We start from the raw sequence: 21,950 nt of genomic DNA, 5'->3' as shown, positions 1-21,950 counted from the left end.
TACGTCCCGATACTATCTGTTGGGCTGAGATAAAGGCCAAGGTAATCACCAAGGCCCTTACCGGAAGATTTATTTCGACAGGCGTTTTGCATTCGCCGTTGTGCGTTGATGAAGAGGTTTCAAGGTACGCTGGCCCGTTGTCCACCAGGGCGTTTGTCCTCCAGACAACATGTTCAACCAGGCCTTCTGAACTTCCAAGCCAACCTCCCAGCTAGCAGCACGCTTTTCATTCACCATTCGTTGATTTTCTTGCATCATGGTTGGGTCAAGAGGCGATTTCGTCTCCCACAGCAACACTCGAGAGTTGATCGTCGAAAAGGCAGAAGACCAAAATTCCGTCGCCATCTGGCTTAGCTTCCACACATCGGAAATTGCGGCGGGTGTAGCCGGAACAATCAAAGATATACGACTCTTATTGCTCATCATTTTCTCCAAAGAACCAGTCGGGTTGTAAAAAGGAAGTCTTTTTAGTGGCTTACAAACGATTATCCAGGCGGTCACCAATCAAGCTGTCCGGCCGGCCGCCGAACGCGCCCCCGCAGGCAGCAATAAGGCCCAACAGCGATGCAAGCGTTAGTAACAAAGCAATTGACGAGATCGCTTCGCTCAGGTTCTGCGCAGCCTCAATGGCTTTGGCCTGCGCGGTATTGATCGTTTCGCGCAAATCCGCCATCGTTTCGTCAATGCTGTTCTCAATCGATACAACTATCTGTTCAGCTTCTTCCGGCGTTATCCCAAGACGCTGTTCCATCGCGGTAAGCGCTTGCTGCCTGTCTTGTTCCGAAATGATGGCATCTGGGCCTTCCAGCATGTCGTTCGCAAAAGCATCGAGATCCTCACTTATGTCTTGCGGTGAGGTCACCATATCTCGAATAGTCGCTTTTGCTTTAGCCATAGCCGCCTCTTGTTCACGCTCGCTAAATACATCGCGGAACGCCGCTTTTGCCTCAGAACGTAGATCTTCCTCAGTAATGCCGTTGTCGCGCAACATTGTTTGGAGCTCATCGGGTAAATCGTCTATTGATAGCTGATTTGCCAGTCTGGATGGGTCAGGCAATGAAATATTATCCGGTATCATCGCCTCACCCACCGACGCCACAGAACTGGCCGTTCCACTCAACAGTGACCCCGCCGCCCCAAACATGGCTCCGACGCCCACAACCGAAGCCCAGGCCATAAAAACCGTAGTGACGGCCCATACTGACGCACCGTGTAACAGCGACGATATCGTACGCGGTATACCCGCCATTCTGGCCGCAACAAAACCGCCGGCACCCAAAGCAACCAACTGCGTTATAATCAGGTAAATCATTGCGGTAATTGACATGCCGTCGCCTGGATTCTGATCATATTGCGGGTCAATTATCGCTGCGCCAATTCCGACGCCAAAAAGCGTAAACAAAGTCATAAGGGCAATCGCAATAACTGCGCCTGCAATAATTGCGCCCCAAGAAACTCGCTGGACCGTTCTTGCTCCAGCTACGGTTGATGAGGTCCGATAGTTTTCAGTAGTAGCCATACGATTCTCTCCAGTGTGGCAAACTTAAGCGCTAGTCCGTATTGCATCGAGTCCAGCGGCTATGGGTGTTACGCGATTGCTTCATCATCTGCGTACTACATGTGAAGAATAGCGGGCATAATTCCCGGTAGTTGATTAAACTTTATTCAAGATAACAACAAAATGACGGCGTGATATTTGCAAACACGAATTTTTAACCGTTGTTCGTAAGTGGTGGTGGCCTTGCTATATACAACCCTATTTAACGGTCCCCCGTGTAATAGGGTCGCTTAAACTGGTCATCCGGTATTCGGTAAATTTTACCGACTGTTCTGTAAAAATGACTGATTCGATACGTACCAGCGCGATACAGATATGTTGTCGATTACCGAACTCACCATTGGGTGCCACAAATAACACGGAAAATTTTGATTATATTACCTTTTTAAGAGTATTAAAAAATTGGCCTATAATTTGCGTTTAAGTTATCAGCCAACGCAAAACGTTGATTGGCCTCAACCACCATATCGGGGATAAGTTATGAAACGTTACGTAACGCTCATTGCAGGCTTAACATTGGCAAGTGCCTCTTTCGTATATGCAGCGGAAGACGGCACTATGAAATCCACTGATAAGACGGCGACTGATCAAAACAGTTCAATGAATACACTCAACTCTATGAACCCTGACGAATTGGAAGGCGTCGACATCTACAACAGCGATGGTGAGAAGATCGGTGATGTAGATGAAATTGTAAAAGGCAAGAACGGGCAACGCATGGCGGTGATCGGCCTGGATGGCGACACTAAAGAAGTAGCTGTGCCGTTAAGTAAACTATCCATGAACAGTGATGGCGATAAACTCATGATAGAAATGACGAACAAACAACTCATGGCACTGCCTGATTACGACCCTATGGACATGGAAAGCGTAGATGAGTAAAAACGCTGACAGATTGATACGTTAAACAACCGCCTTCCCTGATCGACGTTCCAAATCACGGAAGGCGGGCCCTTACGGGCCAAGGTATTCCTTATTAAAAATTATGATTTTTTTGACCGTCAATAATTAGAGACGCACTTTGGATTTCGTATTTACGCAATCGGTTATAAAGCGTTTTTAAACTGACGCCTAGAAGATAGGCAGCTTCTGACCTGGATCCACCGCACTGGTTCAGCGTGGCGAAGATCAAATTCTTCTCGACTTCGGCTACTGACGTGCCAATTTGAACGGCCAATGTGCGACCCTTTTGGCGCACCGAGCTTAGCGGTTCGCCCAGACCTGGGGGCAAGTCTTTCTGTGAAATCACGGTTTCCGCCATGATGTAGGCTCGTTGTACAACATTTCGCAATTCTCTGATATTGCCAGGCCAGGCGTGACATTCCAGTTTAGAAAAAACATCGTCAGAAAACGTCTTCACTGATCCCTCAGCAGTATTCAGTTCACTTAAAAATAGACATGCCAACTCTCGAACATCGCTATGCCGCTCGCGCAGCGGAGGTAATTCAATAGGAAATATTTGAAGCCGGTAAAGAAGGTCTTCTCGTAACGTACCTGCGTCGACTTCTTTCTGCGGACAACGGTTAGTGGCCGCGATAATGCGCACGTCGGTTTTCTGTTCGAACTCACTCCCTACTCGGGTAAAACGACGGGTCTCTAAAACACGAAGTAATTTGACTTGTAGATCGATGGGCATCTCGGTGATTTCATCCAAAAACAAAGTACCACCATGGGCCTGCTCGAACACCCCCCGATGGCTTCTAAAGGCACCAGTGAAGCTACCTTTTTCATGGCCGAAGAGTTCGCTTTCAATCAACTGGGGTGACATAGCACCGCAATTAACTGCAACAAATGGTTCTTTATTCCGGGTACTTTGTTGATGAATGGTAATGGCCGTTACCTCCTTTCCCGTACCGCTTTCGCCTGTTATCAGCACAGTCGCCAGCGTCGGCGATACGCGCGCAACCTGATCCCGAATAGCCTGCATGGGCGCCGAACGACCGACGAGTTTTTCTAATAATTTGTGATTCTCAAAAACAGACAATCCAGACTGTTTATACAAGTCTTCAATTTTTATTCTTGATGTAATTTCGTCACTGCTTACATCATGTTGGGATAATTTTTTAGAATTAAAAGGGATCATTATTCGCTCTCCATTGCACACGCCATTTGGACTGTTAAATCAGCGATAGCTTTAACGCAACGATATTTTATAATTCATAATCATCGAAACTTAGTTTTATTTAAAATTTTATTTACAAGCTGTTGTTTTAAAAGTTATAAAAATAATTTCAAGAAATATTAAACCGGGCCGAATAAATGTCAATAGTTTGACTTCCTCGCAATCAGTGAGTTTCAGCTACCTGTTTTTTTTATTAACCGATGATATTTTTGCTAAGCATCTAATTCACAACGGTGAAAGACGAAGGCAAAGTCTAACGCCGTGTGAAATGGCTAATTTTTATTAAATTTATTTAGCTTAATTCACTACTTATTCTGTACATATTTTTACTTTTGGTTGCACCCTACTCACGGTTAGAAAAGCCGGGGAAAACCTACGGAGTAAAGCTTGCGTCCGATTATGGCGGCAGGCTCACGCGGGCCAGGTTATTAAAAGATCATGTGATGCGGGAAAAGATCTTTCACTTTGATCATGAGCGCATTCCGGAGTGGGTTGTTCATGCTCGCGGAGTTGGTTTTCATGGCTATGTCGAAAACTACAGCAATCAATCGGAACTGACTGCCGCTGGTGTGTTCCAACGTCCCGGTGAACAGACACCGGTGTTTACACGTTTTTCCACAGTGGCGGGTAACAAAGGCTCTGCAGATCTTCCCCGAGATGTACGCGGCTTCGCCGTAAAATTTTACACTCAACAGGGCAACTGGGACCTGGTGGGCAACAACATGCCTGTGTTTTTCATTCAGGACGTCATGAAATTTCCCGATCTTGTACACGCGGTAAAAGAGGTGCCAGACCGCGGTTTTCCTCAAGCCCAATCAGCTCGTGATAATTTCTGGGATTTTGTCAGCTTGATGCCAGAAAGCACCCACATGCTGATGTGGACCATGTCGGACCGCGCCATACCGAGATCACCCCGCTTCATGGAAGGTTTTGGCGTGCACGGCTTTCGCTTCATAAACGCAGAAGGCGACTCCAAATTTGTGAAATTTCATTGGAAGCCCAAGCATGGCATGCAATCGGTAGTGTGGAACGAAGCTCTGAAAATAAACGGAGCAGATCCTGATTTCCACCGCTGCGATATGTGGGACGCGATCCAGCGTGGTGACTACCCCGAATGGGAGCTGGGTGTGCAAATATTCGACGACGCTTTTGCAGAGGCGTTCGAGTTCGACATTCTGGATGCCACCAGGCTTATCCCTGAAGAACAGGTGCCGATTACGCCATTAGGCAAAATGGTACTGAACCGGACTGTCGATAACTTTTTTGCCGAGACAGAACAGGTCGCATTTTGCACTCAGAATATCGTTCTCGGTATCGATCACTCAAACGACCCGCTGCTTCAGGGCCGCAACTTTTCTTATCTGGATACACAGACCAAACGCCTGGGCGGGCCTAACTTTACCCACATTCCCATTAATGCGCCCAAGTGCCCCATGCACCACTTTCAGCAAGACGGTCACATAGCGATGACCAATCCCAAGGGCCGTGTTAATTATGAGCCCAACAGCTGGGAAGATAACCCAGGACCACGTGAGAACCCGACCACGGGTTTTCGCAGCTATGCCGAAGACATTGAAGGTGCAAAAGTTCGTGAACGCTCCCCAAGCTTTGCAGATCATTACAGTCAAGCTTGTCAGTTTTACATCAGCCAGACCGAAGTTGAACAAAAACACATTGCCGCGGCCTTCGTGTTCGAGCTCAGCAAGGTTGAACGCGAAGACATTCGCCTGCGAGTGGTTGTGCACTTGCTGAACGTCGACGAGTCACGGGCTGTCATTGCGCCGACTATCGACGGCGTAAGAGACAAAAATGGTCAACAGCTAATGAGTAGCGCCGGCTTTGGCGCCAGACAGGATGGCGGCTGTATATCGTTAGATTCAACCAATGCTGAAGAGACCTGCATCAGGTTCATCGAAAGCTGTGCGGCCCTACGTTATTGGGACAGGGAATAAGCGGCCGGGCGCGCCTGGGGTAATCGCGAAAACCTGAAATTTTGCGTTTAACCCCACCGCGCCAATTTCCCGACTGAAGATAAAGTTGGGCCCAGCCTTAAAACTGCTACGATAATGAATAGCGTCGTCGTAAGCTGCATAGGCGATTAGGGTAACCAAAAGCCGTTTTATGTCAACGAAGAATCGGGTCCGGAGGCCGTGTACACAGCTATGGAGCAGCAATCCGAAGGTGCCCTCGATGCGGGTCCAGTGGCTAAAGCCACCACACAAACATTACGCCAGGTAAACGCCATACTGTCCCCAGTCATTGGCGAAGTGGGTGTGAACGTGCTGTTCAAGCGCTCGATTCACCTCACGAGTAGAACATTTCCGTGGCTTGCAATTGAAAAAAATCACGGAGACACCGGCGACCTGCTTGTGAGTCTTAATGAGCGCCTGGCGGGCCGCAATACGAATGAAGCTGTAGAAGCAAGTTCAGCCCTGTTATCAGGCTTTACCGAACTACTGGAAACCTTGATAGGTGATTCCTTAGTCGATACTTTACTGGGTTCGCTCAGCGCATCTCTGACACCCTTTTCTAAGCAGGTCACTACACCTGAACAGGACACAGCTTCATGAGTAAAAAAGTGACCATACATCGGCTCAAAACCTGTGTTCAGGGACTTGATGAAATCCTGGGCGGTGGCATACCTGAGTATTCTTTTAACCTTATTAGCGGGGATCCCGGCGCTGGCAAAACAACGCTGTGCCATCAGATTATGTTTGCCTTGGCCACTCCTGAAAGGCCTGCACTATTTTTTACAGCGTTCGGCGAGCCGCCATTAAAGATGCTGCGTTATCAGCAGCAATTCAGCTTTTTCGATTCCAATAAGGTTAATGAATCAATTCACTTCATTAACTTGAGCGCCGATGCTGCAACGGGCGACTTTAATCAGGTTTTGGCGCGCATTACGCAGGAGATCGAGGCATTTTCTCCCGCGTTGGTCTTTGTCGATTCGTTCCGCTCGGTTTTACGTGAAGCCGAACACCAACCCGAAGATGCAATCGACTTGCAACGCTTTCTGCAACAGCTTGGACTTCAACTGGCCGGCTGGCAAGCCACCACCTTTCTGATCGGAGATTTTTTGTCTGACAGCGGCTCTCAACAGATCTTGACGGTGGCTGACGGGCTGCTGTCACTGGAACAGTCTGTCGAGCGGAATTCGATGGTGCGCAAGATGCAAGTTGTAAAAATGCGCGGTCAGGCGACTTTGCCAGGAAAGCATGCATTCCGCATTTCCAGCGATGGGATCAATGTTTTTCCGGCGACGGTTGCTCACAATAACCCTGAGAATGCGGGGGAATTTTCCAAGGCATTGCGCAGCAAAAAACGGGTTACGATGGGTGTGCCGCGCCTCGATGACATGTTGGGCGGCGGCTTGCCGTCGGGCCATTCGCTGCTAATTGCCGGGCCGTCTGGGTCGGGCAAAACCATTCTTGCCACTGCTTTTCTGGCAGAAGGCGCGCGCTTGGGTGAGCACGGGGTGATTGTCGCGTTTGAACAAACGCCTAGCCAGTCCTGGATCCGTACCCTCGCCGAAATGATTAACCGCCGACAGATCGGCCTGATTAATGTCCGCGCCCTGGACCTGTCGGTCGACGAGATCTTACAGCGCGTGACAAACCTTATTAAGGAGACGAAAGCAACCAGGGTGGTAGTCGACTCGCTGTCCGGGTTCGAGTTAGCAGTGGCCCCCACGTTCCGCGAAGATTTCCGCGAGTCGCTGTTTCGCATGATTGGGGTACTCTCCGGCCTAGGTGTGACGGTGCTGATGACATCAGAACTCGAAGACCGATATACCGATCTGCGCTTCAGCCCCTACGGAGCCGCATTTCTCACCGATGCGATCATCGTACAACGCTACATCGAGGTTGAGAGCAATCTACAGCGCGTTATGGCGGTCGTCAAAGTGCGTGGCAGTTCCCACAGCGCCGAAATCAGACGATTCGATATTACGGATAAAGGTATCGAGATTGGTGACCCGGTGTCCGGCTTTGAGGGAATCCTCGGCGGGCAGCCAACGCGTACAAAAACGATCAAAAGCGTTGAGTGAGGTTGGACGAAATGAACAAGAAGGGATGCAAAGATCGGAAAACCGGAATTGGACCATCGTTGGATCCAGCAGAAAACGCCGCGTATTCCAGCTCGGTTCTCAAAACGCGCGCAGATCACAGAGCCGTGGTCGTTGCTGACGAACCGACCGTCCTTGCCGATGCGGCAAATGTCGAGGCGCGTGAAGATGCCGCCGAGTTGCGCCAGGCCAGCGCTGCCCTGCGCAAAAGAGCCTCAGAGTTGCGCCAACGTAACGCAGATCAACGCGAAGACATCGCAGATCAGCGAGATTATATTGCAGACCAGCGCGAATATATCGCAGATCAGCGTGAAGAAGCTGCAACGTCCAAGGCCAAACTCAGCGCGATCACTCAGACGTTGCTGAAGGAAGCGAACGAGCGTCTGGTCATCTCTGCAATTCACGCCCAGACGATGAAAGAGTCCGCCGAACTGGCTAACGAGCTGGCCAGTCACGATTACTTGACCGGGTTACCGAACCGTTTGCTGTTGGACGATCGGGTAGCGCAATCGATTGCGCTCGCGCAGCGTCATAACAAAAAGGTCGCCCTGATGTTTTTGGATCTGGACCGCTTTAAACACATCAACGATTCGCTCGGGCATGCGGTTGGTGATGAGTTATTGAAGTCGATTGCAAAACGTCTGCAAGCCTCCGTTCGTCTCTCTGATACTGTCTGCCGTCAAGGAGGCGACGAATTTGTGGTGCTGCTGAACGAAGTTGAAGAGTTGCAAGATGCTGTTGTCATGGCAGAGAAAATAATTAGAGCAATGGGTCTGCCACACCTCGTTAATGGTCATCAGCTCAACGTTACCTTCAGCATTGGTATTAGCATCTACCCTGACGATGGTAAAGATCTCGAAACCTTAGCAAGAAAAGCCGACACAGCTATGTATCAAGCCAAAGAAAAAGGCCGCAATACTTATCAGATATTTATAAATGAAATGGATTTCCACTCGCTCGCGCGGCAGTCCATGGAGCAGAAACTGCACCGCGCACTTGAGCAGAACACGTTTGTACTGCATTACCAGCCCAAGGTAAATCTTGAAACCGGATCAATTACCGGCGTCGAGGCGCTTATCCGCATTCGGGAATCAAATGGCCAGCTTGTCTATCCGGTGCACTTTATTAGCGTTGCGGAAGATTGCGGTCTGATTCTCCCGATCGGCAGGTGGGTTCTCCACGAAGCCTGTCGGCAGACACAGGTATGGTTGCAGGCCGGATTCGATATTGATCACATAGCGGTCAACGTGTCGTCCAGGGAGTTCCATAGCGAGGATTTTCTTGCCGGGGTTATTTCCGTACTCCATGAAACGGGTCTGGACCCGCATCATCTGGAACTGGAAATCACAGAGAGCGGCCTTATGAAGGACACAGAGCACGTCATGGCTATCTTTTCTGCGCTCAAGAAACTCGGCGTGCGGATTGCTATTGATGATTTTGGCACCGGTTATTCCAGCCTAAGCTACCTGGCGCGGTTTCCTCTCGACACACTTAAAATTGATCAGTCATTCGTACACAATTTGGACAACACCTCAAACGATACAGACAATATCGTCATCAGTGCGGTCATTGCGATGGGCGAGAGTTTGAAGCATCGTGTTGTGGCTGAAGGAATTGAAACGAAACAACAACTTGCCTTTCTACAATCTAAACACTGCACCGAGGGACAAGGTTTTTATTACAGCCGACCTGTAGCTGCCGAGGATTTCACCGTATTGATGGCAACCGCTTTTTGACGCCAGGCACGATGCTGACAATACCCATGACAAATAGAATGATCAGGCTTTTACGAGGTTCGTTTTTTATTACCGTTTTTGAATCTTCCATTTTTTCATTCACATTTTAGGGTCACCGGAAGCATAGCTCGGAAGATTTATTCATGCCGCTCCATTTAAATAATGCTGAAAACACAAGCGCGTAACGGCGAACAAGCGAAGACTGATTGTTAGATAGTTAAAAATGCACATAATTGATAATGCTTTAAATAATAATTATAAATTTTTAATCATCAATTCATAAGTATAAAAATATTTTCTTAAACATGATGTTAGCTGATCATGATCGCTATCTTACGCTTTTGCAATTTGAGCAAGTCAGGGGGCTGTGCCATATTTTATGCGAACTCAAGAACAGGAGAAGTGCGATGCTTTATTGGGCTCTGGTATGTCTTGTGATCGCGATTGTGGCGGGTGTACTCGGTTTTGGCGGTATAGCCGGAACAGCCGCAGGTTTTGCACAAATATTATTTTTTATATTTATTGTGCTGCTGGTGGTCTCCCTGATTGCTAACGCCTTGAGGGGCAAAGGCCCGAAGATATAACTTTCTCTACAGCATGAAAAAGCCCGCGAAGCGCAAAACTTCGCGGATTTTTTTCATGGTCATTGCGGAGGGGTTAACTCCCCGGTGCTTACAATGCGCGTCCCGATGGACGCGTACCCCCCGTCGCAGCGCGCACAAGCGTGAAAGCCACGTTCACGTGTAACGTTGCGCCCCGGACAATCAACCAGTACGTCATCGGATGCTCCTTAGGGAGTTACCATCGGCGAATCAAGCGAAGGCTCATACTGCCCTTCGCACCCTTCCCTGCCACGAGGAAATACTGTACACAATCAGCGCCAACCAGATCACCATAAAGCTTGTTAACTGAATAGGGCTCAGGGGCTCATTAAAAACCAACAGGGCGATCACAAACTGTAACGTCGGGTTTATGTACATCAGAAAGCCAACAGTCGCTAATCTCAGGCGTCGCGCGGCGCCGGCGAACAACAGCAGGGGAATAGCCGTTAACACACCGCTGGCCATCAACAAGCTGCCTGTGGGCAACCCTCGGGTAAAGTTCGAAGCGCCCGACGTCGTCAGCCAGCCAAAGGTCATTAAACCCAAGGGCAGTAGCAAAAGGGTTTCCACAAATAAACCGGACAAACCGTCTAACTGGACCTGTTTGCGCAGAAGCCCGTACACGCCAAAACTGAAGGCCAAAACCAGGCTAATCCAGGGTAGTTCACCCAGCATCAGCAGTTGGAGCGCGATGCCGACGCCTGCGATAGCGACCGCTGCCATCTGCCAACGCCCCAGTTGTTCGCGCAACACCACCATGCCCAAGGCGACATTCACCAGCGGCGTCAGAAAATAGCCCAAGCTAGCCTGCAACACGTGGTGAGTTTCAACGGCGTATATGTACACGCCCCAGTTCAGCGCTATGAGCAGCGCGCAGCCCAACACCCGCCAAAGTTGTCGCGGGTGGGCAAAAGCGTCTTTTACCGGCTGCCAGCGCCTTAACCCGGAAATCAGGATGGCTAGAAAAACACAGGACCAGATAATTCGATGCACCAGAATCTCAAGGGCCGGCACGCCCTGAAACAGCGCAAAAAATAGCGAGAATGAGCCCCAGATAGTGTAGGCGCATACGCCATACCATACGCCTTTGGTCTGTTCGGGCACTGGGCTCTCCGCTGTGCAACAGGCAATAAAAAAACCCCGGGGCCTGCGCCCATGGCGCAGCCCGAAGTGCAGGATCTATAATCAGTGAAATCAGTACAATCAGAGTTTAACGGATTATTTACTGGTCAGTATCGCGAGCAACATTTGCGCCTGCTCGATCGCTTCGCTACCCAATGTGGTCAGGTAGCCGCCGTCGTCGCGGGTAATCAGGCCTTTACTGAACAAGCGCTCTGCCGCCGAAACCAGCTCCGGGGCGGCCTCATTGCGATGTACTTTGATACCTTCCTGGGCAGACGACGAATGGAACTGGGTTAAAAGATTCAGCTCGGCCAGGTGATTTGCAGAGAATGACATGTAATTTCCTCGTATGATGTCAGATGCCCGGCTTCGGGCCCGTTGTTACAGTCTATACCATGAGCGCCATGAAACTTTCCCGTATTGTCAGCAACCAACCCGATATAAGCCGCAAAAAAGCGAATTGGCTGATTGCTACCGGCCGAGTGTACGTTAACGATCTGAGTTGCCGTAACGCAAACGCCGATGTGGACGAATTTTCGGTGGTCAGCGTCAACGGAAAAATCTTACAGCAGGGCCATGTTGCCCGCTATATTATGCTGCACAAGCCCGCTGGTTATCTTAGCGCTACCGAAGATGATACGCACCCTACGGTTCTGCAATTGCTGCCTCCCGCTTTGAGCCAAGGCCTGCACATTGCCGGCCGGCTGGATCGCGCCACTACCGGCCTGATGATACTGACCAACAACGGCACCTGGTCACGGCAATTAACGCTGCCCGGCATGGGCATTGACAAGGTTTATCGGGTAACAACCGCCTACCCGATTGGGCCCGACACGCCGCAGCGCTTTGCTGAGGGTATCTGGTTCGAATACGAGCAGCTCACCACAGCTCCCGCAACGCTTGAATTGCTGGCAGCAACACTGGCAAAATTGACTATTTATGAAGGCCGCTATCATCAGGTGAAGCGCATGTTCCACGCCGTAGGCAATCGGGTCATTGCGCTACACCGGGAACAGATTGGCCACTTGCAATTAAACAGCGATTTGGCCGAGGGCAACTTCAGAATGCTGACGGGTTCAGAGATTGAAGGGCTGAATCGGTATTACACTTGAGGAATAACCCTTGTTGAAGCGATATACTTTATAGCTATGAAATACGCCCGCACTTTTTGCTCTCCGCTTTTCGCACTTTTTCTGGCATTCGCCAGCGGCGCGACCTGTGGCGACACCATCAAGCGTATTGTGCACAGCGACGGCAGCGTGGAGTTTTCCAATGTAAAAAGCGACAGCCCGCTGGCGTCGGATGGCGCAGCCACGGTGTACCGTTATCAAGATAAATACGGCGTCGTGTCCTACAGTGGCGAACGCCCGGCGAACGCCAAGTTTTCGGTGATTCGCTTCCACTGCTTCGCCTGTGATCCTTCGTCTACGGTGAATTGGGACACCACGCCGCTGTTTGCATCCCGCTACAATGAACAGATTGCGACGTCTGCCAAAGAGTTCGATGTAGATCCCGCCCTCGTTCGCGCCGTTATTCACGCCGAATCGGCATTCAATCCCGCGGCGCTGTCGCCCAAAGGGGCACAAGGACTTATGCAGTTAATGCCCGCCACTGCACACGAACTGGGGGTGGCTAACGCCATGGTTGCCGAAGACAACATTCGCGGTGGTGCAAATTATCTGGCGCAAATGCTGGATCGCTTTCGGGGCGACATCAAGCTAGCCACAGCGGCCTACAACGCCGGCCCGGGAGCCGTTAGCCGCCACAATGGCATTCCGCCCTACGCAGAAACTCGGGCTTACGTAAAAAGAGTGGGTATTCTGTATCGCCGTTACGCCGCGCTTTAACGCGCCTTTCCAAAGCCCGCTCAAGCCCAGAGTCCTTTCAACCCGTTCAGCCCAAAGCCAACCAAACACCTACCAGCATCATCAAGCTGCCTGAAATTCGATTGGCCAGCCGAACTTTATCACCACTGCGAAGAGCTCGACGCAAGGTGCGCCCGCCATTGGCATACAGCAGCAAGCACAAAAATTCCATGCTCAGAATAATCAGTATCAGCGCCGTAAGCTGCGGCGCCATTGGCAGTGAGCTGTCTATAAACGGCGGCAGCAAAACCACCAGAAACGCCCAACCTTTAGGGTTGGCAATGGCGGTTATAAAACCCTGCATGGCCAACTGCCAGCGGGTGCTACTCGGCAATATCGCGCCTTCTTCCGGCATCGCCATTTTGCCGCGGGAACGCCACATTTGTACGCCCAGCCATATCAAATAGGCACCGCCCGCGACTTTGGCAACTTCAAACACCGTGGGATAACCCAGCATAAATGTAGCCACGCCTACAGCAGACGCGATGGCCACAATACCAACGCCCAGCAGTTCGCCGATCATCATCCACAGCGCCCGGCGCACACCCACAGTAATGCCCAGCGACAACGCCAGGGTCATGCACATGCCGGGAGTGATAGACACCACAAAAAAAGTAGGCAGAAACACCGACAACAACGCCAAATTCAAAACCGACATAACCATCCTTAAACGTTTGCAGCGACGCTGCGCATAAATTTTCCGGCGTAGCGCCGCTATAGCAGCACGCTGACAATACCCACACTGCTAACGATGAACAGCACAACTCCCAGCAGGCGGAAAAACACCGGCGTTTCGGCTTTCAAAATACGGTCGTGAAAACGCAGCCCTATTACATGACCAATGGCGGCGCAGGGCAACAGCCACAGATGGTGAATCAGCTGCAGATCCAGCCCAACCCAGATAAACGCAGCCAGTTTGATCAGCACCAGAATAAACCAGAGACCAAACAAGGTGTCGCGCAGCTTTTCCCGGGGCAGATGCTGCGCCGCCACCGCAATAATCAATGGTGCACCAATCAGCGAGGTACCGCTGATGTAACCACCGGCCATCAGCAAGCCCACGTCCACCGCTTTGCTGTTGCTGCGAAAAGGCCGGTTGAGGACATAAGACACCGAATAAATCGCAACAATCACAAATATGATCGAGCTAAGCACATTCGCTGGCAGCGTAAACAGTCCAAACACGCCAATCAGTTTGGGTACTATCATAATGCGGAGCATACGCCACAGGTAAGGCCAATCCACCGTGCTTTCTACCTTGCTTTCCGGGGCTGTTGCGGCTGCATCCGGGCCAAAGCCGGTTAATGTCTGACTGTTATTACCACCTTTCTGGCTTTGACTGCGGCGGTTGTTCATCCAAATAGTGAGTGATGAAAACACCAGCAAGTGAACGGCTATGATCGGCAAAAAGACCAGCGGGGCGTCTTTCACCAGCAGCAAAAACGGCAACGACAATACGGCCCCACCGAAGCCCAAGCCAGAGCGTACAAAACCGCTCCAAATGAAGATCAGCGCAATCAAACCGTACTGAATTAGGGAAAGATCTGACATAACATCCTGAGCGGTTAGAATAAACGTGTTCGAGTGTAACGGTTTTTCAATAAAAAACACCGGGCAAAGCCCGGTGCAACATGCGTAATTTATCCGCCGTGGCGACTTACCGGAGCGTTTAATCGCTCACCGGGCCCTCCTTGATAGCTGAACGCATGCGCCGGCGCAGTATTGGCCCAACCAGCGTTGGCAGCACCAGGCCCAAACCCGCGACCAGCCACAAACCAATAGCCAAAGGGCTAGACCAGAGCGTCATCCAGTCTCCGTCAGACAATATCAACGCGTGACCCAGGTTCTTTTCCATTTCTGGCCCCAGCAGCAGGCCTAGAATAATGGGCACCATGGGAATTTCCAGCTTGCGCAGAATAAACCCGCCAACTCCAAATACAATCATGAAATACAGGTCGAAGGTGCTATGACTGATGGAATATATACCCACAAATGCCACCATAGTCACAATCGGCAGCAGGTACATCGGCGGCACCGACAGTAGCCGCACAAACACTCCAATCATCGGAATGTTCAGTATCAGCAGCAATACGTTGCCAATCAACAGCGCAGCAATCACCCCCCACACAATATCAGCGTTCTGGGTGAACATTAACGGCCCCGGCGTGATATTCAGGGAAATCAGCATGGCCAGCAACACCGCTGTAGTGCCACTGCCCGGCACCCCCAGGGTCAGCATGGGTACCAAAGCGCCCGATGCCGCACCGTTATTGCCCGCTTCCGGCGCCACTACACCCCGGATGTCACCTTCGCCAAAGCGGCCTTTTTTGCCGATCACTGCTTTTTCCAAAGTGTAGCTGATGAAGCTGCCCAAAGACGCCCCGGCACCCGGCAACACGCCCGCAATAAAGCCCAGCACACCACCGCGCAGTTGGGTAGGAATGGTCGACACAATTTCTTTGAAACTCAGCGTCAGTTTCCCCACCTTCACTTTACTGCGGCCTTTGCCCATTCGTGCTTCAACAAAAAACAACAGCTCGGATATGGCGAACAGCCCAACAATCGCCAATATAAAGTCGATACCTTCATACAGCTCCAGCACACCGGCGGTATAACGCTGGGTGCCGGTGGATATGTCGATACCCACGGTAGAAATCATGATGCCAAGCGCTGCTGCGATCACCGTTTTCATCGGATTTTTGCCGGTTATACCGCCAAGAGTGGCGAATGCCAGCAAAAACAGGGCGAAGTATTCCACCGGCCCGAAGGTCAGTGCGAATCGCGCCAGCACCGGCGCCAATATAATAAGCCCTATCGTGCCGATCAGACTCCCCGCGAAGGACGCAATCGCTGAAATGGCCAAAGCATCTGCCGCACGGCCTTGTTGCGCCATGGGATAACCGTCCAGGCAGGTCATCATGGCCGGCTCGTCGCCCGGTATATTTAGCAGAATGGACGAAATTCGCCCGCCGTACATAGCGCCGGCGTACACCGAGGTCAGCAGAATCATCGCCGTTTCCGGCGGCAGCCCCAAGGTGAAGGCCAGCGGAATAAGAATGGCAACGCCGTTAGCCGGGCCCAAGCCTGGCAAGCAGCCAATCAGAGTGCCCACAAAGGCCCCGAATAACGCAAACATCAGGTTGTACGGCGTTAGCGCCACCGCAAACCCGTCCATCAGAAAGCCCATAGTTTCCATGGTTAGGAGCCTCCCAGCAGGCCGTTAGGCAGGCTCAGCGACAAGCCATAATTGAACAACCCGAACACCACAACGGCACTGATTAAACCAGTCACAAATGCCCGCAATGGTGGTGCACCCATGCGCCAACTTAAAACGCCGACCGCCAACGTGGTGGATATAATAAAGCCCAACGGCTCCAGCAACAGCGCATAAATCACCAATACAATGATCGAGATCACCAGTTCCAGGGCTGATTTGCCCACCGGCCATTTGGCATCGGCGTCTGGTTTGATCATCAGGTACAGGCTACCCACCACCAGCACAATCGCCAGAATGGTGGGAAACGTTTCTGGCCCTACACCCTCGGCACCGCCGAAGGGTTCAGGCCACTGCTGCGCTACCCAGCCATAGGCAACCGCCACAACCAGCAGAAACAAGCCTAGAATACGGTCGCCCATGCCGGTCATTTTAGTAGACCGATTTCCCGGGACAGGTCTTCAATGTCCTGCACCTGATTGGTTACAAAGCTCTCGAACTCACCGGCCTTGGGATGGAACGGAATCAGACCGTTACTTTTCATTACGGCTTTCCATTCTTCGCTGGCGTACAGAGTGTCCATTGCCTCTACCCAGTATTGTTGAGCTTCTTCAGAGGTTTCTTTAGGCATATAAAACCCGCGCCAGTTAGGGCCAAGCGCATCAATACCCTGCTCCCGGGCAGTAGGTATGTTGCTAAACTTGCCTGGTAAGCGTTCTTCGGACAGCACCGCCAAAACACGTAAATCACCGGATTCCATGAAGCCAGTGGCTTCAGACACGTCGCCAGTAAAGGCATCCACCTGGCCACCCACAACTTGAGTCATGGCTTCGCCGCCATTGTTGTATGACAGGTAAGGAATGGACGGCAATTTTTCAGCGCCCGCCGCTTTTGCTGCAATCAGCACTTTCAAATGATCCCAACCACCGCGAGCACTGCCGCCGGCAAACTTGACCGCGCGCGGATCTTCTTTCAGCGCGTCCATTAACTCGTTCAGGTTTTGGTACTTGGAATCTTTGCTCACAGCAATAATGCCGTAATCGGCTCCCAAAGCGCCGATCCACTTCACCATAGACGCGTCCATACCCGGAAACTGTTTCTGTGCCAGGCGAGTGGTTGTCGCGGTAGATGCAGCAACAATCAACTTGTCGTCATTTTTACGCTTGCTGACCGTGTGGGCATAAGCCACACCGCCACCGGCTCCAGCCATATTAACGGTTTGTACAGAGCCTTCTACCAGCTTAAGCTGCTGCATTACGTTACCCACGCTGCGGCAGGTAAAGTCCCAACCGCCGCCCGGGTCGGCAGGAGCCAGGCACTCTACTTTTCCACTGGGTTGCCAAGCCATGGCAGACATACTGAAAGCGGCCGCCGCCGCAAGCGTTATTGTTCTTTTAATAAACATATACGTCACCTTGTTGTTTCATTAAGAAGGGTGTTTCAGCAAGCAGAGTAGAAGGCAATGCGTAGTTGCTGAAGTTTGCGGGCGTAACGGATATAAAAAAACTAGTATTCATTCTGTGCATAAAGTTCACGGGCAAAACTGGTTACGGTGTTTTAACCTGATTAGCCCGTGCGCGCAGCGCCGATGAACCAAGCTGACGGACGCCCATGCCTGTAAAGCGACGCACAAAACTTAAAACCCGCATGATTCTCACTCTTGGCCTGGTGAGCGCTCTCCAAACCGTGTTTATTGGCGTGTTTGCCGGTTATTACCTGAGCGAATCCCTTTATAACGAGATTGGCCAGAGAGCCTTGATGGTCGCCAAAACCATTGCCGCCAGCCCGGCGGTTATCCGTGGTATACAACAGCGAAATCTTGACGACCTCAACACCCTCACCCGCACTCTGGCCCGAACCAACGAAGCCTTGTTTATTGTGATCGGCGATCACAACGCTATTCGCCTGGCGCACCCTTCGCCCGAGCGCATCGGTCGCTCCATGGCCGACGACGAAGGCGATTACGGCCGCCGTGCACTGGTGGAAGGTAAGGGCTATGTCGCCCTTGCCATGGGCAACCTGGGCGAATCCATGCGAGGCAAAGCACCGGTATTTGAACCCGGCAGCGGTGCCATTATTGGAATTGTGTCGGTGGGCTACAGCGTAAGCCAAGTAGAAGCCACCGTGCAGCGCTACAATTTTGTGCTGTACGGGGTGATGGGGGTGGTATTGCTAATCAGTATCCTGGCAGCAGTAGTGATTGCCAGTCGTTTCAAGCGCGCTATTTTAGGCCTGGAACCGGAGGAAATCGCCGGTTTGTTCCAGGAACGTGATGCTACGCTGCAATCCGTGCGTGAAGGTATTATCGCCATTAACCGCGACGGCATTATTACGACGGTGAACCGCGCAGCTCTGGTTACTCTCGGGCTGGATACCGACATGCCTGTGGCTGGGCGCCCAATTCACGACATACTGCCGGAAAGCGGTTTGATGTCTGTTCTGGCCACTGGCACGCCGGATTTCGACCGCGAAGTGTGGCTGCGCAACCGCCAGATGGTAGTCAACCGTCTGCCGGTGCGCCAAGGCGACGACATCATCGGCGTGGTGGCCAGCTTCCGTTTACGTAACGAGCTGGATCAAGTCAGCCAGCAGCTCACCCGCATCCAGCAATACGCCGACACTCTGCGCAGCCAAACTCATGAATACTCTAATAAACTGCACACCATCGCCGGGCTGATACAGTTGGGCGCCTATAACGATGCTCTAGGCCTTATTGGCAGCGAAGTCAGCAGTCATCAGGCGCTGATTCACTTGCTGCTGGAAGCCGTGCCCGACCCCATCATTGCCGGTTGCCTACTGGGCAAACACAACCGTGCCCGAGAAATGGGCCTGCATCTGGACATAGACCCAGATAGCCAAATGACCGACCTGCCGCACAATTTACCGCGAGAGCAACTCGTCAGCGTACTGGGAAACTTGATTGATAATGCGTTGGAGGCCACCCGTCGGCATACCGGCGTCAATGGCCGGGTACAACTGTCAATGACCGATCTTGGGCAGGAACTGATTTTCGAGGTGGAAGACCAAGGCCCAGGTATTGCCCCGGAGGTTCAAAACCGAATGTTTGAAAAGGGTGTTACCAGCAAAACAGGTACCGATCACGGTTTTGGGCTGCACTTGGTTCGCCAGTTTCTGGACAGTTGGGGTGGATCTGTGACGGTGGAAAATCTGGATAACCCCGGCGGTAGCCGCTTCACCTTATACTTACCAAAAACACCCACCGGCAGGAGCCAACTTTGACCCCCATCCGACTGTTGATTGCTGAAGATGACCGTCAGATTGCGGAAATCCAGCGCCGCTTTATCCAGCGGCTGGAGCAGGTGGAACTTTGCGGGATTGCCCACACCCTGGCCGATGCCCGCGAACAGGCGGACGTACTAAAGCCTGACCTGATACTGCTAGACGTGTATTTCCCCGACGGCAACGGCCTGGATTTACTGCGTGAGCTGCGCGCCAGTAATAGCAGCAGCGACGTGATCCTGATCACTGCCTCCAAGGAAGTAGAAACATTGCGGACCGCTTTGCGCGGTGGCGTGTTTGATTACATTCTGAAACCCTTGGTATTCGAACGCCTGGAAGAGGCCATTAACCGCTTCTGTGACCATGTTGAACGCCTATCGGCACTGAAGCATTTAGGTCAGGACGAAGTAGACGCCCTGCTCCCACGCAACAGCGGCGAAAATGGGCACTACAGCCATCACCGACTGCCCAAAGGTATTGATGTGATTACGCTGGACCGGATTCGTGAGGTGATTGCGGATGGTAAACCCTGGAGTGCAGAAGAAGTAGGCGGCGCCATGGGTGCATCGCGCACCACAGCCAGGCGTTATCTGGAATACATGACGGGCACCGGAACCCTGGTGGCCGAGGTTACCTACGGCAGTGTTGGCCGGCCCGAAAGGCGCTATCGGATGCAGCGCCTACCGGCTTGAATGCGCCCCGCCAGGCCTTAGCTCTTATAGATGGCCATTGGCGCCCGACCGAACACCCACCTGCTATATCAGCTTCTGCGCCCGCGCCATGGCAAACGCAGCCTGCGGACCTGTCCACAGCGACGGCAGAATAATCAGCGACACAGGAATGGCGGTTAGCACAATGAACTGTTGCAACACACCAATCTGACCGGCACCCATGTACAACAGAATCGCCGCCATAATTGCCATGGCTCCGCCCCAGAAAGCGCGAACGGCGTAATGTGGCTCATCGTGGCCTGCGCCTACGGTGGCAATGGCGTAGCTCATAGAGTCGCCGGTGGTAGCCACGAAAATAGTGGTCAGCAGCAGTACGGCTGCGGCCATCATTACGCCGCCGGGCAAATTCTTGGCAACGGTCAGTGTGGCTTGATCAAAGCGGAACGCGTTCAGCGCTTCGGTCAGATCAAACACCCCCGTGAGCTGGTAATACACTCCCGAACCACCCAACAAAGTAAACCAGATAGTGGTGGCTATTGGCGCCAAAATCGATACCGCCAAAATGGTCTGTCGAATAGTCCGACCGCGGGAAATGCGCGCTACAAAAATTGACATCAGCGGTGTGTAGCCAATAAACCAGGCGAAAAAGAACACCGTCCACCACTTCATCCACCATTCCGGCGCGGTTTCACTGGTCATAGTGGCCATGGCGAAGAACGACGTCAGGTACTCGCCCATAGAAGCCACATAGGTATTGACTAAAAACAGGGTGGGGCCGAACGCGAAGATCACCGCACCGATAACCAGTGCCAGAATGACATTGAACCGGCTCAGTAGCTGAATACCACGGTGAATACCACTAACCGCTGAAGCCATGTAAACAACAGCCAGCAGGCCAAGAATAATCAATTGGGTGCTGAATTCATCTGCTACGCCAAACAACTCATGCAGGCCGAAACTCATCTGCGTGGCCAGAAAACCAATGGGACCGACGGTACCGGCTACGACAGCAATCACACACATGGCATCAACAACGCCGCCCAACCAGCTGCTCATGACGCGCTCGCCAAATACCGGGTACAGCAAGGTACGCGGCTGCAGTGGTTTGCCCTGAACGTAGTGGGCGTGAGCCAGAACCATGGCTGTTAATGAACCCAGTACGCTCCAGGCCAAAAAGCCCCAGTGCATGAACGACTGCGCCATGGCCGGCGCAACAGCTTGTGCCGTGGCCGCTTCGGTATCAAACGCCGGTGGCGTTACCACAAAGTGATACACCGGCTCGCCAGCGGCAAAGAACACACCGCCACCCGCCAACAGAGTGCACAGAATCATTGACAGCCAGCGGAAAGTGCTGAATTCAGGCTTATCCATACCACCCAGGCGGGCGGCACCGGCGCGACTAACGGCCACGCCCATAGCAATGAAGAACGTCAGCAACAACAACAGCTGGAAAAAGGTGCCCATATACTTGGCCGTCCAGGCAAAACCCACGTCAATCACGGAGGCAAGACTGGCCGCATCCGTCAGCGACCAGCCTACGAACAGCAGAATAAAGCCAATGGTCAGAACCAGAACAACCGGATCGCCAAAACGGTGAGCATCTGCGGAACCAGCGGGGGAAGAATCAGAAGAGGTAGAACGGGGGTTATCGGTATTACTTGCACTGCTTAAAGACATGTATCGACCAGTTTCGAAAATTGGCAGACTAGACTACACACCTAGTTTCGTATTATCCAGCACGTTTGGGCGTTTTCGCG

20 protein-coding genes and 1 pseudogene are annotated in these 21,950 nt (G+C 51.9%); 10 read left to right on the top strand and 11 right to left on the bottom strand.

All coding sequences use genetic code 11. The features are described 5' to 3' along the window. Nucleotides 1–69 precede the first annotated feature (69 nt). Nucleotides 70–501, bottom strand: a complete 432-nt coding sequence (locus tag MIH18_RS19245; RefSeq protein WP_249009025.1) for a hypothetical protein — start codon at nt 499–501, stop codon at nt 70–72. Further along, nucleotides 476–1,519, bottom strand: coding sequence for a hypothetical protein (locus MIH18_RS19240; RefSeq protein ID WP_249005705.1), 1,044 nt, complete (start codon nt 1,517–1,519; stop codon nt 476–478). Before MIH18_RS19240 ends, MIH18_RS19245 begins: the two co-directional genes overlap by 26 nt. Before the next feature lie 519 nt (nt 1,520–2,038). On the opposite strand from MIH18_RS19240, the gene MIH18_RS19235 reads away from it, so the two are divergent. Then, nucleotides 2,039–2,440 carry a PRC-barrel domain-containing protein gene (locus tag MIH18_RS19235; protein ID WP_249005706.1) on the top strand — a complete coding sequence of 134 codons (402 nt, stop codon included), beginning with the start codon at nt 2,039–2,041 and terminating at the stop codon, nt 2,438–2,440. A 94-nt stretch (nt 2,441–2,534) separates the two neighbouring features. Here the strand turns inward: MIH18_RS19235 and MIH18_RS19230 are convergent, their stop codons facing one another. Continuing rightward, nucleotides 2,535–3,641 carry a sigma-54 dependent transcriptional regulator gene (locus MIH18_RS19230; protein WP_249005707.1) on the bottom strand — a complete coding sequence of 369 codons (1,107 nt, stop codon included), beginning with the start codon at nt 3,639–3,641 and terminating at the stop codon, nt 2,535–2,537. A 464-nt stretch (nt 3,642–4,105) separates the two neighbouring features. On the opposite strand from MIH18_RS19230, the pseudogene MIH18_RS19225 reads away from it, so the two are divergent. The 5 genes and pseudogenes from MIH18_RS19225 to MIH18_RS19205 form a co-directional block, all read left to right on the top strand. Further along, nucleotides 4,106–5,440 (top strand): annotated as a pseudogene (locus tag MIH18_RS19225) (catalase); the annotation flags it as partial. Between the two features lie 402 nt (nt 5,441–5,842). Next, complete coding sequence (locus tag MIH18_RS19220) at nt 5,843–6,250, top strand: hypothetical protein (protein ID WP_249005708.1); 408 nt, start codon at nt 5,843–5,845, stop codon at nt 6,248–6,250. Then, nucleotides 6,247–7,725 (top strand): ATPase domain-containing protein, encoded by a 1,479-nt coding sequence (locus MIH18_RS19215; RefSeq protein WP_249005709.1) that lies wholly within the window; start codon nt 6,247–6,249, stop codon nt 7,723–7,725. Before MIH18_RS19220 ends, MIH18_RS19215 begins: the two co-directional genes overlap by 4 nt. 11 nt (nt 7,726–7,736) lie before the next feature. Continuing rightward, nucleotides 7,737–9,479 carry an EAL domain-containing protein gene (locus MIH18_RS19210; protein WP_249013270.1) on the top strand — a complete coding sequence of 581 codons (1,743 nt, stop codon included), beginning with the start codon at nt 7,737–7,739 and terminating at the stop codon, nt 9,477–9,479. A gap of 407 nt (nt 9,480–9,886) precedes the next feature. Further along, the gene (locus MIH18_RS19205; protein WP_249009026.1) at nt 9,887–10,063 is read left to right on the top strand and encodes a DUF1328 domain-containing protein; all 177 of its coding nucleotides are present in this window, start codon (nt 9,887–9,889) and stop codon (nt 10,061–10,063) included. A gap of 240 nt (nt 10,064–10,303) precedes the next feature. Here the strand turns inward: MIH18_RS19205 and rarD are convergent, their stop codons facing one another. Next, nucleotides 10,304–11,185 carry an EamA family transporter RarD gene (gene rarD / locus MIH18_RS19200; RefSeq protein WP_249005711.1) on the bottom strand — a complete coding sequence of 294 codons (882 nt, stop codon included), beginning with the start codon at nt 11,183–11,185 and terminating at the stop codon, nt 10,304–10,306. 114 nt (nt 11,186–11,299) lie between these two features. Then, nucleotides 11,300–11,539 (bottom strand): TIGR02647 family protein, encoded by a 240-nt coding sequence (locus MIH18_RS19195; RefSeq protein ID WP_249005712.1) that lies wholly within the window; start codon nt 11,537–11,539, stop codon nt 11,300–11,302. 68 nt (nt 11,540–11,607) lie between these two features. On the opposite strand from MIH18_RS19195, the gene MIH18_RS19190 reads away from it, so the two are divergent. Then, nucleotides 11,608–12,315, top strand: a complete 708-nt coding sequence (locus MIH18_RS19190; protein WP_249013269.1) for a pseudouridine synthase — start codon at nt 11,608–11,610, stop codon at nt 12,313–12,315. Between the two features lie 36 nt (nt 12,316–12,351). Then, nucleotides 12,352–13,050, top strand: coding sequence for a lytic transglycosylase domain-containing protein (locus MIH18_RS19185; RefSeq protein ID WP_249005714.1), 699 nt, complete (start codon nt 12,352–12,354; stop codon nt 13,048–13,050). A gap of 46 nt (nt 13,051–13,096) precedes the next feature. On the opposite strand, the gene MIH18_RS19180 is transcribed toward MIH18_RS19185, so the two are convergent. The 5 genes from MIH18_RS19180 to MIH18_RS19160 all read right to left on the bottom strand — a co-directional run bounded on the left by MIH18_RS19180 (nt 13,097) and on the right by MIH18_RS19160 (nt 17,687). Next, nucleotides 13,097–13,726, bottom strand: coding sequence for a LysE family translocator (locus tag MIH18_RS19180; protein ID WP_249005715.1), 630 nt, complete (start codon nt 13,724–13,726; stop codon nt 13,097–13,099). Nucleotides 13,727–13,782: 56 nt separating this feature from the next. After that, a complete protein-coding gene (locus tag MIH18_RS19175; protein ID WP_249005716.1) occupies nt 13,783–14,619 on the bottom strand; it encodes a sulfite exporter TauE/SafE family protein in 837 nt (278 codons plus the stop codon). 118 nt (nt 14,620–14,737) lie between these two features. Further along, on the bottom strand, nt 14,738–16,264 hold the full coding sequence (locus MIH18_RS19170) for a tripartite tricarboxylate transporter permease (RefSeq protein ID WP_249005717.1): 1,527 nt from the start codon (nt 16,262–16,264) through the stop codon (nt 14,738–14,740). Between the two features lie 2 nt (nt 16,265–16,266). Then, nucleotides 16,267–16,713 carry a tripartite tricarboxylate transporter TctB family protein gene (locus MIH18_RS19165; protein ID WP_249005718.1) on the bottom strand — a complete coding sequence of 149 codons (447 nt, stop codon included), beginning with the start codon at nt 16,711–16,713 and terminating at the stop codon, nt 16,267–16,269. Further along, a complete protein-coding gene (locus MIH18_RS19160) occupies nt 16,710–17,687 on the bottom strand; it encodes a tripartite tricarboxylate transporter substrate-binding protein (protein WP_249005719.1) in 978 nt (325 codons plus the stop codon). Before MIH18_RS19160 ends, MIH18_RS19165 begins: the two co-directional genes overlap by 4 nt. Nucleotides 17,688–17,893: 206 nt before the next feature. Between MIH18_RS19160 and MIH18_RS19155 the strand changes: the two genes are divergently transcribed. Together MIH18_RS19155 and MIH18_RS19150 are read left to right on the top strand one after the other, a co-directional pair. Then, the gene (locus MIH18_RS19155; RefSeq protein ID WP_249005720.1) at nt 17,894–19,522 is read left to right on the top strand and encodes a sensor histidine kinase; all 1,629 of its coding nucleotides are present in this window, start codon (nt 17,894–17,896) and stop codon (nt 19,520–19,522) included. Beyond that, on the top strand, nt 19,519–20,214 hold the full coding sequence (locus MIH18_RS19150) for a response regulator (RefSeq protein WP_249005721.1): 696 nt from the start codon (nt 19,519–19,521) through the stop codon (nt 20,212–20,214). The genes MIH18_RS19155 and MIH18_RS19150 overlap by 4 nt, the downstream gene beginning before the upstream one ends. A 63-nt stretch (nt 20,215–20,277) precedes the next feature. On the opposite strand, the gene MIH18_RS19145 is transcribed toward MIH18_RS19150, so the two are convergent. Continuing rightward, on the bottom strand, nt 20,278–21,870 hold the full coding sequence (locus MIH18_RS19145; RefSeq protein WP_249005722.1) for a BCCT family transporter: 1,593 nt from the start codon (nt 21,868–21,870) through the stop codon (nt 20,278–20,280). Nucleotides 21,871–21,950: the final 80 nt, after the last annotated feature.

Source organism: Marinobacter sp. M3C (assembly GCF_023311895.1).
Taxonomy (GTDB): domain Bacteria; phylum Pseudomonadota; class Gammaproteobacteria; order Pseudomonadales; family Oleiphilaceae; genus Marinobacter.
This window is presented reverse-complemented; position numbering and strand designations above follow the sequence as displayed.

Excerpts from the sequence above, each read along its gene's own strand:
- MIH18_RS19195 (WP_249005712.1), bottom strand. The coding sequence starts at position 11,539 with ATGTCATTCTCTGCAAATCACCTGGCCGAGCTGAATCTTTTAACCCAG.
- MIH18_RS19185 (WP_249005714.1), top strand. The coding sequence starts at position 12,352 with ATGAAATACGCCCGCACTTTTTGCTCTCCGCTTTTCGCACTTTTTCTG.
- MIH18_RS19215 (WP_249005709.1), top strand. The coding sequence starts at position 6,247 with ATGAGTAAAAAAGTGACCATACATCGGCTCAAAACCTGTGTTCAGGGA.
- MIH18_RS19235 (WP_249005706.1), top strand. The coding sequence starts at position 2,039 with ATGAAACGTTACGTAACGCTCATTGCAGGCTTAACATTGGCAAGTGCC.
- MIH18_RS19220 (WP_249005708.1), top strand. The coding sequence starts at position 5,843 with ATGGAGCAGCAATCCGAAGGTGCCCTCGATGCGGGTCCAGTGGCTAAA.
- MIH18_RS19230 (WP_249005707.1), bottom strand. The coding sequence starts at position 3,641 with ATGATCCCTTTTAATTCTAAAAAATTATCCCAACATGATGTAAGCAGT.
- MIH18_RS19205 (WP_249009026.1), top strand. The coding sequence starts at position 9,887 with ATGCTTTATTGGGCTCTGGTATGTCTTGTGATCGCGATTGTGGCGGGT.
- MIH18_RS19155 (WP_249005720.1), top strand. The coding sequence starts at position 17,894 with ATGCCTGTAAAGCGACGCACAAAACTTAAAACCCGCATGATTCTCACT.
- MIH18_RS19190 (WP_249013269.1), top strand. The coding sequence starts at position 11,608 with ATGAAACTTTCCCGTATTGTCAGCAACCAACCCGATATAAGCCGCAAA.
- MIH18_RS19240 (WP_249005705.1), bottom strand. The coding sequence starts at position 1,519 with ATGGCTACTACTGAAAACTATCGGACCTCATCAACCGTAGCTGGAGCA.
- MIH18_RS19165 (WP_249005718.1), bottom strand. The coding sequence starts at position 16,713 with ATGACCGGCATGGGCGACCGTATTCTAGGCTTGTTTCTGCTGGTTGTG.
- MIH18_RS19210 (WP_249013270.1), top strand. The coding sequence starts at position 7,737 with ATGAACAAGAAGGGATGCAAAGATCGGAAAACCGGAATTGGACCATCG.
- MIH18_RS19170 (WP_249005717.1), bottom strand. The coding sequence starts at position 16,264 with ATGGAAACTATGGGCTTTCTGATGGACGGGTTTGCGGTGGCGCTAACG.
- MIH18_RS19145 (WP_249005722.1), bottom strand. The coding sequence starts at position 21,870 with ATGTCTTTAAGCAGTGCAAGTAATACCGATAACCCCCGTTCTACCTCT.
- MIH18_RS19160 (WP_249005719.1), bottom strand. The coding sequence starts at position 17,687 with ATGTTTATTAAAAGAACAATAACGCTTGCGGCGGCGGCCGCTTTCAGT.
- MIH18_RS19175 (WP_249005716.1), bottom strand. The coding sequence starts at position 14,619 with ATGTCAGATCTTTCCCTAATTCAGTACGGTTTGATTGCGCTGATCTTC.
- MIH18_RS19180 (WP_249005715.1), bottom strand. The coding sequence starts at position 13,726 with ATGTCGGTTTTGAATTTGGCGTTGTTGTCGGTGTTTCTGCCTACTTTT.